Source organism: Chitinophaga sp. 22620 (assembly GCF_052044405.1).
Classification (GTDB): Bacteria; Bacteroidota; Bacteroidia; order Chitinophagales; family Chitinophagaceae; genus Chitinophaga.
In genome coordinates, this window is record NZ_JBQEMV010000002.1 from 302,368 (window position 1) to 317,879 (window position 15,512).

The following is a 15,512-nucleotide window of genomic DNA, read 5'->3' on the forward strand; positions in this document are numbered from 1 at the left end:
AAAGGATGAGCGGCGGGCATGCCCGGTTTAATAATGACGATTTTAACTGTCATTACAGCGCCGGCTTTACCGCCTTATATCATCTATGGTTCCTTTGTCGAACAGTTCTTTCAGTTGGCTTTTAGCGAGCACTTCCGGTTCCGGGTCATATTCTTTGTTCAGCAGCCCGGAAAGGCCGCTGCGTTTATTGCTTTCGTACATGTTGTGCAGGATGTGCACGCTGTCGCCTTCCACGCGGGATACTTTATAAAGCGTGAAGCTGGACGGGCCCTGCTTTACTTCGTAAACATCACCCGGCTGCGGGGTTAATATCATTTTGGCGTTCGCCGCGGCAGACTGCCGGGCGGCAAATATGCCCCAGCTAACCAGCAGCAGGAATATGGCCAGCCCGGAGAAGGTCCAGATGGGCGTTTTGGAGCGGGTGCGCAGGTTGTCGTAAGAAAGCTTCAGGTCCTGCGGCATTTCTTTTGGCTTCAGCGTTTGTTTGCAATGCGAGCAGTTGGAACCGCCGGTTTTACCGATGGGAAAGGCGGGTATCCAGAAAACGTGTGCATATTTTTGATAGACAAATACCTGGACGGAAAGCATCGTTCCGCAATGGGAACATTTGGAGCCAAGGTCTTCATTACCGATGGGAGTTGTTCTCCAGCCGTAGATGATCATAGAATATGGGATTTTAAGGGTTTAATGGTAGAACGAAGATAAAAATTAATTATGATCCTTCCACCGGCTTTAAAATTCCCTTAAAATATTGGCAATCAGTGTTATGACATTAATTCCTGTATCCTGTGCTGCCCCGTAACAACGTCCGCCTTCAGGTCGCTGAGCAGGGAATAGAGGCCGAAATAGGTACGGTTGATGTACAGGCTGTGCCTGCTGCCCCTGGCTACTTTCGATTCGCGCACTTCTTTCAGGTTATAAACGTAGTCCATATAAGCGTATATCTCGTTGAAGTAAGCCTCGTTACCAAAATCGAAACGTTCTACCGTAAAGGGGTAGGTGGTAAGACCGATCATTTTCTGGAAGAGACCGGAGAAGAACACGATCTCTTTTTCGGTATCGCTCGGGTGGATCATTTCCAGGTTGGTATAGATCTCCCTGCGGCGTGCATCGTCCTGCAGCACTTCTTTATCGGTGAGCAGGAAATAATTCACGTAAAAATCTTCAGGAATTTCTTTCACGCAGCCGAAATCGAATATGCCCACGGTACCGTCCTCACGCAGCAGGAAGTTGCCGGGATGCGGGTCCGCATGGACTTTACGCAGCTTATGCACCTGGAACTGGTAGAAGTCCCACAGCGCCTGCCCGATACGGTTCCGTACCTCCTGGCTGGGATTGGTTTCCAGGAATTCCTTCAGGTGTTTGCCCTGCAGCCAGTCCATGGTAATGATCCGGTCCGACGACATGTCCGGGTAATAAGCAGGGAATACCAGGTTGGGGATGTGCGCGCATTGCTGTGACAGTTCCTGCGACCTGTTCAGTTCCAGCTTGTAATCCGTTTCTTCCAGCAGCTTGGTTTCGATCTCGTCAAAGTATTTGTCCATATCCACCTCGTTCATGCCTACGATGCGCACGGCGAAGGGTTTTACGATCCTCAGGTCCGACTTCACGCTGCTGGCCACGCCGGGGTACTGGATCTTCACGGCCAGCTGCCTGCCGTCTTTTTCCGCCCTGTGCACCTGCCCGATGGATGCGGCGTTGCAGGCTTTCAGGTCGAATTTGTCGTACAGCTGCGCGGGGGATTTGCCGAGCGTTTTCACGAAGGTGTTCACCACCAGCGGGCCTGATAAGGGGGGAGCGCTGTATTGGCTCATGGCGAAACGTTCGGTGTATGCCTTGGGAAGCATGCCCCTGTCCATACTCAGCATCTGCGCTACTTTCAGGGCGCTTCCTTTCAGGTTGCTCAGTGTTTCGTAGATATCGTCCGCGTTTTCCTGGTGCAGGGCTTCCTTGGTAATGGAAGGGTCCATCAGTTTACGCGTGTAGTGTTTGATGTAATTGGTGCCCACCTTAAGCCCTGTCGTCACAAAACGCCCTGCTCTTTCCACTTTGCCGGTGGGAATATTGGTCTGTTCTTTCATTTGTTCATTTTGTCTTTTCAAAGGCCAAATGGAACCTTCGGTTTCATTCGCTGTTGGGTTACTTCCTGGTCAATATAAACTTCCCGAAATCCAGCAGGCTGTCCAGCGTATTGGAATGCATCAGCTGGAAGCTGAGGTTCACGGCCTTTTCGATGGCGGCGTCCGTCATTTCGAAGTTTATGCTGCTGTCTTCAATCCAGTATTTCAGCACGAACAGCGCCTGCACCCAGAAACCGTGCACGTATTTATCGGAAATGTATTTGCGTTCCTTGATCTCCGTGGTGGTATATCCTTCCCTGATCAGGCCCGCCGCGTAGTCGTAGAAAGCTTTTTTGAAAGTATTCAGCTGGCCCAGCTGGCTGAGCGGCAGGCGCGAACGGTCTGCCTGCTGCAGGATATAACTCCGGTCTTCCTTCAGCTTCTGCACCCACAGGAAATAAAAAGCGAGGAGCTTTTCCTGCGCATTGTATTGCTGGTAGGTTTCGTCCGTTTTCAGCTGGTTCAGCGTGCGCTGGAACACATCCAGCCAGATGTCTTCCTCCACAGCCTCGAATGTGCTGTAATGTTCATAAAAGGAAGATTCGGGGAGGTCGAGTATTTTACAAAGCGCATATACGGATACGGGCTTTTTGCCGTTCTCCAGCCAGTAGCGCTTGTAAGCTTCGCGGATAGTCTGTTTTTCCATATGAAAAATCGTTTTAACGATGAATGTTCGGAGCGGGTCAGGGATACTTTTACAAATTTACGGACGCAATGAACACGGGCCGTAAAACGGCTGAAAATACTTTTTGACGGTAAGTTGAAATGCTGTTCAGTAGAGGGTTACAGCTGATATGTTAAATATTTCCCAACGGAATTATTGCGTATATTCGGCATGACAAAAATCATGTTTATGCCGCAATATTTTAAAGGGCTGAGAACAGCCATTTACCGCGTTACCGATATTCAAAAAGGGAAGGAGTGGTATGCAAAGGCTTTTGGCACCGAACCGTATTTTGACGAGCCTTTTTATGTGGGGTTCGAAATAGGCGGGTATGAGCTTGGCGTGCAGCCGGTAGAAGGCAGTGACGGGCATCCCGGCCAGGGCGGGGTGGAAACGTTGTGGGGAGTGGATGATATCGATGAAGTGTACAACCACCTGCTGTCTCTCGGCGCAACGCCGCATCAGCCGCCGATGGAAGTGGGCGGCCCGTTGAAAGTAGCCGTGGTGAAAGATCTCTGGGGAAACCTGCTGGGATTGATATATAACCCCTTATTCAACCCGAAAGCCTAAAAAAGGAAAGGAGCTGACCCCGCAAAAGATCAGCTCCTTTTCCCGGAATTCCTTTAGTGCGCCGCCGCCACGTTCTCAGGCGGCGTAACGGCCGCGCTGGTTTTCTCGGCGGATATCTGCCTGTTCAGCAAAGTGATCATGATCGTGGTGATGATCAGCGCGCCCACGATCACAAAACCCAGCGTATCGTAATGTTCCAGGTAACCGGTGCCGGTTTTGTGAATGATCTGCCCGGCCAGCACGGAAGCAAGCCCGCCCGCCAGCTGCTGGATGGACGCGTTGATGCTCATGAAAGCGCCACGGTCCTGCATGGAAGGCATGGAGGTCATGATAGCGTTCACCGGTATCATCCTGCCAAATACCCCGATCATCATAATGGAATTGATAATGATAGCCAGCCACAGCGGCGTGATGCCCCTGTGCGTCAGGATCACCACCATCACGAGCGTGAGCAGGCTGGCGGCATAGAACACGTTCACCCTGCCAAGCTTGTCCGTAAACCGGCCGATGAAAGGCGCTGAAACCAGGTTGGCCAGGCCTACAGCCATAAACAGGAAGGTGATCTGCTCCGGATGGATGCCCATGTTGTGAATGGAAAATGCATTCCCGAAGGGCATCAGCATGTAGCCGCCCGTAGCCATCAGCACCATGGTGCCGAAAGCGAGGAAGTACCGGCGGTTACGGAGCGTATCCCAGAGGTGTTTGAAAGCGTTTTTCTCTGTTCTTTTCGTGAGGTGTTCGGTAATTGGCCTCATGTACACCGCAATCAGGATGCCCATCAGTGTGCCCAGCACGCCGATCATCCAGAAGGGCGCATGCCATTCGAAGCGGATGGCCAGTTCCCAGCCCACGGGGATGCCCACGATCTGGCTGAGGGCGAACGCCATCTGGATAAAGCCCATCACGCGGCCCCGTGTTTCAGGCATGAAAAGGTCCGCCACGATGGCCATGCCGATGGCGCTGATCACGCCGCCGAACAGGCCGGTCACAATGCGGGCGGCCAGCAGCATCTGGTAATTGGGCGCGAGGGCGCAGAGGTAAGTGCCGAGAATGAAGCCGGTGTAGAACAGGAGCAACATCTTTTTACGGTCGAACTTGTCCGCAAAGCCCGCGGCCAGCACGCCGGAAATGCCCGCGCTGAAAGCGTAGCCGGACACGACCAGGCCGAACTGGGCGGCGGAGATGTCCCACTTCCGCATGAGTATTTCGCTCAGCGGGTTGAGCACCATGAAGTCGAGTATAACGGTGAATTGCAGTAATGCCAGGATGGCTATGACAAAGACCTGGTACCGGGTGAAGATCCTTTCTTTAGGAGCGTTGATGGTGTCCATAAAATGTTTTCGTAGTGTGTGTTGAACCGTGATGAGGTCAGCCGGGAAGCTCTTCGCAGAAGAAACCTTCGCGGCTGATGAGTTGAATGATCGTTTCAGGCGCCACCTGCATGGATTCGATGCGGAGCACCTTGTCGGTATCTTCGCGGTCTACATTCCATTTCAGTACGCCGGGCTCTTTTTCCAGCACCGGGCCAATCTGCCGCAGGTCTTTCTTGAAGCGGATATTGGTGCGGAATACCAGTACTTCGCGGCCTGTCGCGGTTAAATACGCTGTGTTCATGATCATAAGCATTTAGCCAGGTTAAATAATGCGGTGTTTTACGGTTTGAGCGCTTTTAATACAAGCTGAAACGCCTGCTCCATGTTTTCTTCGGTAAAAGTGTATTTCTTGTGGCCGAAGGTCGTTTCCTGCGTATGAAATTTGATGAGCTGGTACAATGGCGCAAAAGCCACAGCCCAGTACACTTCAAAAGGCAGCGGTATCAGCTCTTTCCTTTCTACTGCACCGTGATAAAATTTACCCATCACCTCCTTGAAAGTCAGGTACATACGCCCGGCCACTTTATCGTAAAGATGGGAATAGCGCATTTTTTCAATGAACTCCACGTCCAGCGGGTTGTTCAGGAAATACCTGGCCCTGTTCTGCCATTGTTTCCGCAAGCCTTCCTCGAAGCTCATGTCGGGACTGAACCCGTCCAGGCTTTCTTTGAGCAATTTGTCGGATACGCGGAGCGTGACCTGTACGATCAGGTCTTCCCGGTCCTTGAAATAAATGTAAATGGTAGCGGGAGACACGCCGGCCGCTTTGGCCAGCTTGTTCACCCCGAACCCGTCCAGCCCTTCCTTTACGATCATTTCCACGGCCTTGTGGTGAAGCAGGCAGATCTTGTTTTCGTCTCTTGCACGCATTGTCCTGCAAATATAAGTGAGCGTTCGCTTACTTAAAAAAATTATTTTCCGCTGGATAAAAAAACGGGGCAGTTCCCTCAGAAACTGCCCCGGTGCTTTGCGCCAATCTGTAAGTTTTCCCCGGAAGGGGCGTTCATGGCAGGGCGGGCCTTACCCTGTGCGGCCGCGGGAACGGTACTTCCGGGGAGGTGAACAACACTGTAAGGCTGTATCCAGGCTGCCCGGCATGCGCGCCAGCCAAAGCTTCCGCCGGCGAAAGCCTTCGCCAGCGCGGCAGGGGCCGGGAACAGCCTGTTCTCATCATGATACCAGCGGCGGCTTCCGCCGGCCACCGGGAATGGTACGGTAACCCTGCGCATATGCAAAGCCGTTCATTCCCCGCGGCAGCCGCGTACGGGAACATGATGATATCTCACCCGCGGCAGGTTAAAAAATGATGCCGGTGATGTCTTGGAAACTGGTACGGACGCACGTTTTTTCCAACCGTCAGGTGAAAAGATGACAATAAAAATGATGATTAAATAAAAAGAAGGGAAGCCTTACAGGGAGGATGGAATATTGCGCTCACCCCGGTGTACCGGTATTGGCTGGGAAGCATGCCGGGAACAGGATGGGAGGGAAGCAGCGTGGGCTTGAGCAGTACTTCTGTAGTGACAGGAACATAATCCTGCATCTTCAGTTCCTGCGGTTTCGCCTGCATATGCCGGTTCCCCGAATGATCGTCGCCAAACGATGCAGCCAGATGACGGATACATTCGCAATCCACCGCGAGATCGCCGCGGTTCACAACGTAAGCCGTAACCATACATTGCACGTACCCGCTGAGGCGGGCGGCAAACTGCATGCTGAGAGCTGCAAAAAGACATATGGCAATTAAAGGGCGCAAAGCATAGTAAATATAGTAAAAATATCGAAAGTGTGTACCCGTTTTTCCCGATTGCGTATAATTTTTTCCCGATCCGAGTTGCGGGGCCGCTCCCTCTTTCGGACTTTTGCAGGGTAAGTTTAAACGGCCAATGAAGAAAATCGTAGGGAAAGTGCATCTGTGGCTCGGACTGACGTCCGGGCTGGTGGTATTTATCATCAGCGTAACCGGCTGCCTGCTGGCTTTTGAGTGGGAAATACGGAGCCTCTTCAGCCGTGACTACTTCCATATTACCCCACAAGCCAATGTACAGCCCCTGCCGCCTACTGTGCTCAAAGAGATCGCCGAAAAACAATTCCCCGGCATTGCCGCCAACGGCATCAACTATGGCGGGAAGGACTACAGCACCGTGGTGCAGTTCTACGGTGGCGACCCCGAATATTATTACCAGGTATTCCTGAACCCCTACACCGGCGAAGTACTGAAGGTCTGGGATTCGAAGGAAGACTTTTTCCGCATCATACTCGAAGGCCACTTTTACCTCTGGCTGCCGCATCATATCGGTCAGCCTGTTGTAGCATACGCCACCCTCATTTTCTTTGTCATGCTCGTAACCGGAATGGTGCTCTGGTGGCCGAAGAACAAGGCCGCACGCAAGCAGCGTTTTTCCATCAAATGGGATGCGAAGTGGCGCCGCCTCAATTACGACCTGCATAATGTGCTGGGTTTCTATGCCATGATAGTGGCGCTGGTGCTGGTGATAACAGGGCTGGTATGGGGCTTTGAATGGTGGAGCAATTCCCTTTATTATGTGACCACCGGCGGTAAGTCGCTCAGCGACGCGGTATACCCCGTGTCTGACACTACCGCGCAGCAACGGCCGTATACATTGCAGCAGGCTACAGACCTGGCCTGGCAGAAAGTGCGCCAAAAGGCCCCTGCGGGCACGGGCATGTCCGTTTATTTCGGCGAAGGCACACAGGGTACCATCAGTGTTTCCATCAACCACCGGCCCGGTACTTATTATAAAACAGATAATTACCAGTTTGACCAATACACGCTTCAACCCCTGGAAGCTAAGGGCGTATACGCCGGCAAATACGAAGACAAAGGCGCCGGCGATAAGTTCCGCCGCATGAACTACGACGTGCATACCGGCGCCGTATGGGGCCTGGCGGGAAAGATCCTGATGTTCTGCGCCAGCCTGATATGCGCCAGCCTGCCCGTTACCGGCGTATATATCTGGTGGGGGCGCAGGAAAAAGAAACCCGTGGCCCAGAAGAAAAAGCTGCAGCAGAAGGTGGCCGTGGCTTCCTGATCTTCTCTTTTTCCCGCTAAAAGAATTCCCGAAAAAACGCAGTATGTTTATTGCATGAAAACTACAGCGGCTTACTGGCGGGATACATTGCAACTGACCAAACATGTTGAAGGAGGTTCTTTCCGGGAAACCTACCGCGCGGCGGCAATAATGGAGCCTGCCGGCTTTTCAGGCCCCAGGAACGCTTCCACGGGCATTTATTTCCTGCTGGAAGACGGTGATTTTTCCGCTTTTCACCGCATTTCTTCCGATGAAATGTGGCATTTTTACGATGGCATTACCCTGCATATTTACGAGATCACCGCGGAAGGATTGCTGAAGGTGCACCGGCTTGGCCGCAATTACAGCCAGGGCGAGCAATTGCAGCTGGTGATCCCGGCGGGCAGCTGGTTTGCTTCCTGCGTGGAGGAAACGGGCGGCTTTGCGCTGGTGGGATGCACGGTGGCGCCGGGTTTCGATTTTGCAGACTTTGAACTGGCAGGAAGAGCGGAACTGTCTGAATTGTACCCGCAGCACGCCGGGCTGATCGCGTTGCTGACAAGATCGTGATGAGCGATTTCATTAATTTGTTCTACATTTATACAAAACACCGAACCCAATGGCAAAATCTGATCTAATGAAGGATCTGGGCCCTATCTCGCAGCGCACTATGGCCGATGTAGTGGAAAAAGAACTGCGGGAATACCTCAAAAAGAAATTGTTTAAACCCGGAGATGCCCTTCCATCCGAACTGGAGCTGGCCGACGCGCTGGGCGTGAGCCGCAACGTTGTCCGCGAAGCCCTCAGCCGCCTGCGTATGCTGGGAATGATAGAAACGAAGAAGCGCCGCGGCATGATACTTTCCACTCCTGATATACTCGGATCTTTCGAACGTGTGCTGGACCCGCTGATCATAGACGACAGCACGCTCCAGGATATATTCGAGCTGCGCCTCACCCTCGAAATGGGGCTGGCGGATATACTCTACCTGCGCAAAAAGAAAAAGGACATCGCCGAGCTGGAAGCCATTGCCAAAAGCCAGGACCCTGGCGGAAAAGGACTGACCTTCCGCATTAACAACGAGATCGCTTTCCATGGCAAAATATACCAGATGACGGGCAACGAGACCCTCATGCGTTTCCAGAACATGCTGCTGCCCATATTCGGGTATGTGATCAGTCTTGAAAAGGTGCCGCAGATCGGCAAAGTGTCGCACGTGGACCTGGTGAATATCCTCAAAGACGGCAGCAAAGAGGAATTCAGGCAGGGAATGCACGAGCACCTGAAGCCGCATTTCAACAAGCTGAAATAGTGCAGGGGAGGGCTTTCTGGCGGGTATAGCCCCGCCAGGAGCATGCTTTCTTTTACGCCGTTTATCGCTTCCTGTTCTTTTGTTCCGTTTCAATAATCCCATCTTTCTTTCGTTACTTCCGCTGAAACACGCTCCTTAACCTATTGTTACATTTTTATCCCTGAAAGCTTCCCCGGAGTATCAGTCTTTTTTTCCCCATAAACCAACGTTGCCCTGCAAAGCCGTCATTGCGAGGAGCAGCGGGGGATTTTGTGCAGGAGGCGCGACGAAGCAATCTCCCAATATTGTATTGGTCATCCTCATTCAATGCAGGAGATTGCTTCGTCGCCCCACCCGCTTTAGCCCTGCTGCTCCTCGCAATGACGGCTTCGCCCCTTTGCTCCCCGCAACGACGGCCTTTTTTCCGTAGCGGTTTAAACAAGCGGATAATCGTCTATTATTAAATCTTCCGCCCCACAAAAAAATTCTTTGAAGATTGGAATATTTTCCCCTATTTTTGATTTATGTAGGACATATATACAAGTCAACTTAGCAATCAATTTTAGTAGCAATTAAATTCCATTACTGTCTAAACAGTGATTAGTTATGAACCTGATCCAATCTATCTCTAAGCTATGGAGGCTGACTATCATCGTCTCCATCATCCTGCTTCCGCACTTCGCAGGCGCGCAAACCGCCACTGTTAAAGGTAAAGTGACGGACTCCACCGGCCGGGCCATCGAATTTGCCAGCGTCCAGGTAAAAGGCACCACCAAGGGCGCCTTTACGGCCGCAGACGGCAGCTTCAGCATTGCCGCGCCGGCCGACGCCGTGCTGCTCGTATCCAGCATGGGATTTGTTTCCAAAGAAATCGCCCTCAACGGGCAGACTTCCGTGAATGTGCAGCTCAGCTCTGCCAACCGCACCCTCGAAGACGTGGTGGTGGTAGGGTATATGCAGCAGTCGCGCACTAAAACCTCCGCTTCCATCTCGAAACTAAACGCGGCGGAATTGAAGAACACTTCCAATCCCAACCCGGTGCAGGCTATGCAGGGTAAGATCGCCGGGGTGTCTCTCCCCATTTCTTCCGGCCAGCCGGGCGCAGGGGCCGCCAACATTATCATCCGCGGGGGTACCAAGCTGAACGTATATGGCACCAGCCAGGGCAATTCCGGCGGCACTGTATCGACTGTAGACAGGGGGAGTAACGTATTGTTCGTCATAGATGGCGTATTCCGCAATTCTATGAACGACGTGAACCCGGACAACATTGAGTCCATCCAGGTGATGAAAGATGCGGCTTCTACCGCCATCTATGGCGCCCGTGGCGCTAACGGCGTAGTGGTGATCAAAACAAAAACAGGAAAATTAGGTTCGAAAATGAACCTGTCCATCAACCACCGCGTTACCTGGGAAACCAAATCCCGCGATTATAAATATCTGAACGCCACCGATTACCTCCGGCTTGCCCGCACTACAGTACAGAATACGGATGACCTTCTTCCGAAGGATAATATGCTGAACAACGGCGGTTTTTCCGCGGGAACCCGTGTATATACTGCCCCCGGCCAGTACGGTAAAAACGTGAACCTCACAGCTCTGTACGACAATATCGTGGCCGTGGAAGGCCAGGCGTATGTAGACAATCTCCTCGCCAAAGGATGGATGGTGATGGAAGATCCTATCAATCCCGGTACCAAGCTGCTTTATGCGGATAATGACTATGAAAACCTGATCTGGAACACCGGTCTTACCAACAACACGAATGTTGCCGTGAATGGCGGCACCGAAAAGGCAAACTATAATGTATCCCTGGGATATACGGATCAGGCGGGCATCTTCGTGGGCACGAAATATAAACGTTACGATGTGCTGGGCAACTTTGGTTTCCAGGCTACAGATAACTTCAAGATAGATGCATCTGTCAATTACCAGAACGTGCTGCCCAATTACGTGGAAAGTTTCACCAACGAGCTTACCCGTGGCACACGCCTCACGCCGCTGATCCGTATTATGAAGGACGACGGCAATCCTGCTTTGGGCGAGCTGTGGTCTGCCCGTAACCGCCTGCATACCATAAAATACGACGATGTGCGCTCCAACACGGAACGCCTCGTGTCCCGCCTCGCAGGCGACTGGACCATTATCAAGGGTCTTCACTACAGGCCTTCCATCTCCTACCTGTTGCAGGACTACCGTTATATGTTCATGCGTAAGAAAACACCGGCAGACGAGATTCAGCCTTCCACGCAGCGCCAGAAGAATGAAAATACCGACAGCTACCGGCAGCTGATGATAGACCAGGTGCTGCAATATGATTTCTCTCTTCAGAACCGTCATAATTTCACGATCCTGGGAGGCTTCAATTACACCAGGGAAACCAACAGCAAGGTGAGCATCGGATCGCAGCGCGCCGCCAACGATTACATTTATACGATCGACGAACCGCCGATGACCTCTATAGACGGAATACCCGTCACCAACGTAACGGCCTTCGGCACAGAGCTGCTGGAAGACCGCTCCGCCAGCTTTTTCGGGCAGGTGAACTACGATTATGATTCTAAGTATATCGTAGGTGCTACCCTGCGTTACGATGGTTTCTCCAACTTTGCGCCGGGTAATAAATATGCATACTTCCCTTCCGTGTCCGCAGCATGGAATATTCACCACGAAAAATTCTGGCATGTAAAGCCGGTAAGCTCTCTCAAGCTGCGCGCCAGCTGGGGCGTGGCGGGAGACAACAGTCTGCTTCTCACGGACACTTACGGCGGATATTCAGGGGTGAATTACGGACTGGGCTCCGGCATCGTGCGCAGCAACCTGAGCAACCCGAACCTGAAATGGGAAAGCACAAGGTCCCTGGACGTTGCCATAGAAGCGGGCTTTTTTGAGAACCGCATCAACCTTACGGTGGACTGGTATAATAAGCTCACCAGGGACAGGCTGGCAAGCATGCCGCTGCCTTCGGAAGCGCCTTTCCCGACCATCGTATACAACAACGGCACATTGCAGAACAGTGGCTGGGAAGTGGAGATCGGGGGAACGGTGCTCAGGAAGGGCGATTTCACCTGGACCACCAATTTCTCCTTCGCTTATAATAAACAGATGATCAAGTCGCTGCCTGACAATGGCCGCGAGAAGAACCGCCAGAACGGAGCGCCCGTGTGGGACCCCGTACAGGGCAAGGAAGTGGAAGTAGGCGGTTACGCCGAGGGCGAAAGACCGTTCGGGCTTTGGGCCTACAAAGTGGAAGGCGTGTTCTCCACGAACGAAGAAGCGGATAAATGGAACCAGACGCATAAAGACATGATGTCTTCTCCCGAAGGCCAGAAAGTAGGCAAACGCGCGGGCGATTTCATCTTCTCGGATCTGAACGAAGATGGCCTGATAGACACCAGGGACCTGGTATTTATGGGCTACCGCACGCCGGACAAGATCGGCGGCTGGCAGAACAGCTTCAGCTACAAAGGCATTTCGCTCAGGGTGTCGCTGGACTACGCCATGGGCCATATGATCAGCAACGGCGCGCTTGCGCGTTCGCTGGGCCAGGGCCGCGCTTTCAACGAGGGCGCTCCCGAGCAGGCGCTGGGGCCGGACATCTGGCAGAAGTCAGGCGACGTAGGCAAAAAATATGCGCGCTTCTCCTTTGCGGACTATGATTTCGGGCAGCGTAACTACCTCCGCAACACTCCCTTAGGCGTAAACAACAGCTATTCTTCCGACGTATCCGCCATGATCGAGAAAGGCGATTTCCTGGCCGTGCGGGAGATCACCCTCAGCTACGACCTGCCTGCCGTATGGATGCGCAGGATCGGGTCCAGCGGCATGAACGTATTTGCCAGCGTATTCAACGTGGGATATCTCACGAAATACTCCGGCATAAATCCTGAGAACTACACCGGCTTCGATGCGATCGGCTACCCGAGGCCCAGGCAGTTCTCACTCGGCGCAACACTCCGGTTCTGATCGAAAAAATTATTGTTATGAAACCGAGCATGTTATTGCGAGGTTCCGTCCGACAAAAAACATCAAAATATTAACGGATGAAAAAGATATTCCCATATATACTCGGCATATTGATCCTCACCAGCTGCGATTCGCTGCTGGAAGTGAAACCGCAGTCCTCCATCACGGAAGCGGTCTATTGGCAGGATGAAGGCGATTTTGAGCCTTATCTTACCGGCATCTACCCTTTCATGCGCCATTTTGCCAACAACGTAACATATGGTACGGAAAGGAGCGAGGAGCTGGTTTCCGCGCTGAACTCCCGCTTTACCGCGGCATGGTCACATAACATCTCGCCCAGCTCCGGCGCACTGGATTACGCGAACTGGTACAGGGCCATCGGGCATTGCAACCTGCTGCTGGAAAAGATCCAGGGTTTTGAATTCGCTTCCAATCCTGACCTGAAAAAAAGAATACTGGCTGAAACCTATAGCCTGCGGGCATATTTTTATTTCCACCTCACCCGCGTCATTGGCGATGCGCCGCTGATGCTGGAAGCCGTGACCGATACTGAAGTACCGCTATTAGCCCGCTCTCCCGCGCCCGAGGTGATCCGACAGATCACTGCGGACCTGGATGCAGCCATCGCGCAGTTCAAAGCCATCAGCGGCTTTACGCCCGCTATGATCCCGTCTAAATACCGTTTCTCCTACGCTTCCGCGCAGGCGCTGAAAGCGGACGTGAAACTCTGGAGCGCCAAGGTGCTCGGAGGCGGCAATGCGGACCTGAACGCCGCCATCGAAGCCATCGGTGAAGTGGAAAAATCCGGCGCAACGCTGACGCCGGACTTTAAGAACGCGGCCAATTCACGCGCGGCTAACAATCCTGAAGTATTGCTGGCGGCATTTTTCCTGAGAGACGAATCCACCGCCGCGGTAGGCGGCGTGCCGGCTACTACGCATATGTGCGTGAATGCATTCCCTAATGCCCAGGCCATTCAAGGCGCGGATAACATAGACAGCCTGCCCTATGCCCAAACTTCCGCCAACGGCCAGGGTGCTTTCCAGATCAGCCCGAAGTCCCGCGCCCTCTTTACAGACCCGGCTGACAAACGCAAGCCTTTTACCTGGGTAACGGAAAGAGACGGCAACACACTAAAGATCTCCTGGATCACCAAGTTCACCGGCTCTATCTACGCAGATGGCCGTGTGGCAGACAACGATATACCCATGTACCGCCTGGCAGACATATTCCTGATGAAAGCCGAAGCGTACGCAGCGCTCAACCAAACTACGAATGCAATTGAGTATCTTGAAAAGGTAAGACTGCGTGCCGGCACCGGCGACTACACCGGGGCTACGGACAAACCCAGCGTTGAAAAAGAAATACTCGACGAACGCGGGCGCGAGCTGTTTTTCGAGAACAAACGCTGGTACGATCTCGTACGGTTCCATAAAGGCGGCACCATTGACGTGTACACTTACGTACCCAACCTGGCGGGAAAAACCACGCCTTTGTTCTGGCCGCTGAACACGACCGTACTGGCCAACAACAGTCTTATTAAACAAACCGATGGATATAAATAATATGGAAAAAGTAACAGGACTTATTGCCGCAGCTTTCACCCCTTTTCATGAAGACGGCACTATCAATCATTCACTCATTCCCGCACTGACAGACAAGCTGGTGGAAGACGGCCTGCGGGGCATTTTCGTTTGCGGTTCCAACGGCGAAGGGCCGAACATGACCACTGCGGAAAGAATGGAAGTGGCAGAAGCATTTGTAAAAGCCGCGGGCAAAAGGCTCCTGGTGTTCGTACACGTGGGCCACAGCAGCATTGCCGAAGCGCGCGCACTCGCTGCGCATGCGCAATCCATTGGCGCAGACGCTATATCTGCCGTGGCTGCATTCTACTTCAAACCCACTTCCGTGCAGAACCTGGCGGACAGCATGGCGCAGATAGCCGCCGCCGCACCGGAGCTGCCTTTTTATTACTACCACATTCCGCACCTCACCGGCGTGGGCATGGATATGATCGAGTTCCTGCGCATTGCAGCGCCCGCCATTCCTAACCTTGCCGGCATCAAGTACACGGCCACTTCCCTGCAGGAATACCAGTCCTGCCTGGAATACGAGAACGGCAAGTTCGATATCCTCTACGGCCTGGACGAAATGCTGCTGCCCGCTATGGCGGTGGGTGCAAAAGGCGCTATCGGCAGCACTTACACTTTCGCCGCGCCTTTGTATCTTAAGACCATGGAACATTTCAGGAACGGCCGCATGGACGAAGCCCGCGCTTCGCACGCCTATATGGTGGAAGTGATCCGTTACCTGGTGAAATACCCGCCCATCCCCGGTCAGAAAGCCATCATGCAGATGCTTGGCTGGAACCTGGGCCCCTGCAGGCTTCCGCTGACCAGCTTCAGCCAGGAAGCATATGCAAAATTCCACGGCGAGCTGGACCGTTTGTCTTTCTTCGACAAGGCCCCCGCACGGAAAGTAGTTCAAACACCTTAA

The 15,512-nt window shown here is 52.9% G+C and carries 15 protein-coding genes; 7 read left to right on the plus strand and 8 right to left on the minus strand.

The genetic code is table 11. The annotated features are described in order from the left end of the window. Positions 1-66 precede the first annotated feature (66 nt). From ACTJIK_RS10810 to ACTJIK_RS10820, 3 genes are all read right to left on the minus strand, one after another. The gene (locus tag ACTJIK_RS10810) at positions 67-663 is read right to left on the minus strand and encodes a zinc-ribbon domain-containing protein (RefSeq protein ID WP_440646385.1); all 597 of its coding nucleotides are present in this window, start codon (positions 661-663) and stop codon (positions 67-69) included. Positions 664-764: 101 nt separating this feature from the next. Then, positions 765-2,081, minus strand: coding sequence for an ABC1 kinase family protein (locus tag ACTJIK_RS10815; RefSeq protein WP_440646386.1), 1,317 nt, complete (start codon positions 2,079-2,081; stop codon positions 765-767). A 58-nt stretch (positions 2,082-2,139) separates the two neighbouring features. Beyond that, the gene (locus tag ACTJIK_RS10820) at positions 2,140-2,766 is read right to left on the minus strand and encodes a TetR/AcrR family transcriptional regulator (RefSeq protein WP_440646387.1); all 627 of its coding nucleotides are present in this window, start codon (positions 2,764-2,766) and stop codon (positions 2,140-2,142) included. A gap of 207 nt (positions 2,767-2,973) precedes the next feature. Here ACTJIK_RS10820 and ACTJIK_RS10825 point away from each other — a divergent pair, with 207 nt between their 5' ends. After that, complete coding sequence (locus ACTJIK_RS10825; RefSeq protein ID WP_440646388.1) at positions 2,974-3,354, plus strand: VOC family protein; 381 nt, start codon at positions 2,974-2,976, stop codon at positions 3,352-3,354. Positions 3,355-3,407: 53 nt separating this feature from the next. On the opposite strand, the gene ACTJIK_RS10830 is transcribed toward ACTJIK_RS10825, so the two are convergent. The 5 genes from ACTJIK_RS10830 to ACTJIK_RS10850 form a co-directional block, all read right to left on the minus strand. Then, complete coding sequence (locus tag ACTJIK_RS10830) at positions 3,408-4,685, minus strand: MFS transporter (protein ID WP_440646389.1); 1,278 nt, start codon at positions 4,683-4,685, stop codon at positions 3,408-3,410. A 37-nt stretch (positions 4,686-4,722) separates the two neighbouring features. Beyond that, a complete protein-coding gene (locus tag ACTJIK_RS10835; RefSeq protein WP_440646390.1) occupies positions 4,723-4,968 on the minus strand; it encodes a hypothetical protein in 246 nt (81 codons plus the stop codon). Positions 4,969-5,006: 38 nt separating this feature from the next. Beyond that, complete coding sequence (locus ACTJIK_RS10840; RefSeq protein ID WP_440646391.1) at positions 5,007-5,597, minus strand: TetR/AcrR family transcriptional regulator; 591 nt, start codon at positions 5,595-5,597, stop codon at positions 5,007-5,009. A 77-nt stretch (positions 5,598-5,674) separates the two neighbouring features. Beyond that, positions 5,675-5,956 carry a hypothetical protein gene (locus tag ACTJIK_RS10845; RefSeq protein ID WP_440646392.1) on the minus strand — a complete coding sequence of 94 codons (282 nt, stop codon included), beginning with the start codon at positions 5,954-5,956 and terminating at the stop codon, positions 5,675-5,677. 158 nt (positions 5,957-6,114) lie between these two features. Beyond that, positions 6,115-6,483 carry a hypothetical protein gene (locus ACTJIK_RS10850; protein WP_440646394.1) on the minus strand — a complete coding sequence of 123 codons (369 nt, stop codon included), beginning with the start codon at positions 6,481-6,483 and terminating at the stop codon, positions 6,115-6,117. A 130-nt stretch (positions 6,484-6,613) separates the two neighbouring features. On the opposite strand from ACTJIK_RS10850, the gene ACTJIK_RS10855 reads away from it, so the two are divergent. From ACTJIK_RS10855 to ACTJIK_RS10880, 6 genes are all read left to right on the plus strand, one after another. Then, a complete protein-coding gene (locus ACTJIK_RS10855) occupies positions 6,614-7,780 on the plus strand; it encodes a PepSY-associated TM helix domain-containing protein (RefSeq protein ID WP_440646395.1) in 1,167 nt (388 codons plus the stop codon). A 54-nt stretch (positions 7,781-7,834) separates the two neighbouring features. After that, the gene (locus ACTJIK_RS10860) at positions 7,835-8,329 is read left to right on the plus strand and encodes a cupin domain-containing protein (RefSeq protein ID WP_440646396.1); all 495 of its coding nucleotides are present in this window, start codon (positions 7,835-7,837) and stop codon (positions 8,327-8,329) included. Between the two features lie 67 nt (positions 8,330-8,396). Then, positions 8,397-9,071, plus strand: coding sequence for a FadR/GntR family transcriptional regulator (locus ACTJIK_RS10865; RefSeq protein ID WP_440646397.1), 675 nt, complete (start codon positions 8,397-8,399; stop codon positions 9,069-9,071). Positions 9,072-9,656: 585 nt separating this feature from the next. After that, positions 9,657-13,016 carry a SusC/RagA family TonB-linked outer membrane protein gene (locus ACTJIK_RS10870; protein ID WP_440646398.1) on the plus strand — a complete coding sequence of 1,120 codons (3,360 nt, stop codon included), beginning with the start codon at positions 9,657-9,659 and terminating at the stop codon, positions 13,014-13,016. Positions 13,017-13,093: 77 nt separating this feature from the next. Continuing rightward, a complete protein-coding gene (locus ACTJIK_RS10875) occupies positions 13,094-14,581 on the plus strand; it encodes a RagB/SusD family nutrient uptake outer membrane protein (protein ID WP_440646399.1) in 1,488 nt (495 codons plus the stop codon). 1 nt (position 14,582) lies between these two features. After that, the gene (locus ACTJIK_RS10880) at positions 14,583-15,512 is read left to right on the plus strand and encodes a dihydrodipicolinate synthase family protein (protein WP_440646400.1); all 930 of its coding nucleotides are present in this window, start codon (positions 14,583-14,585) and stop codon (positions 15,510-15,512) included.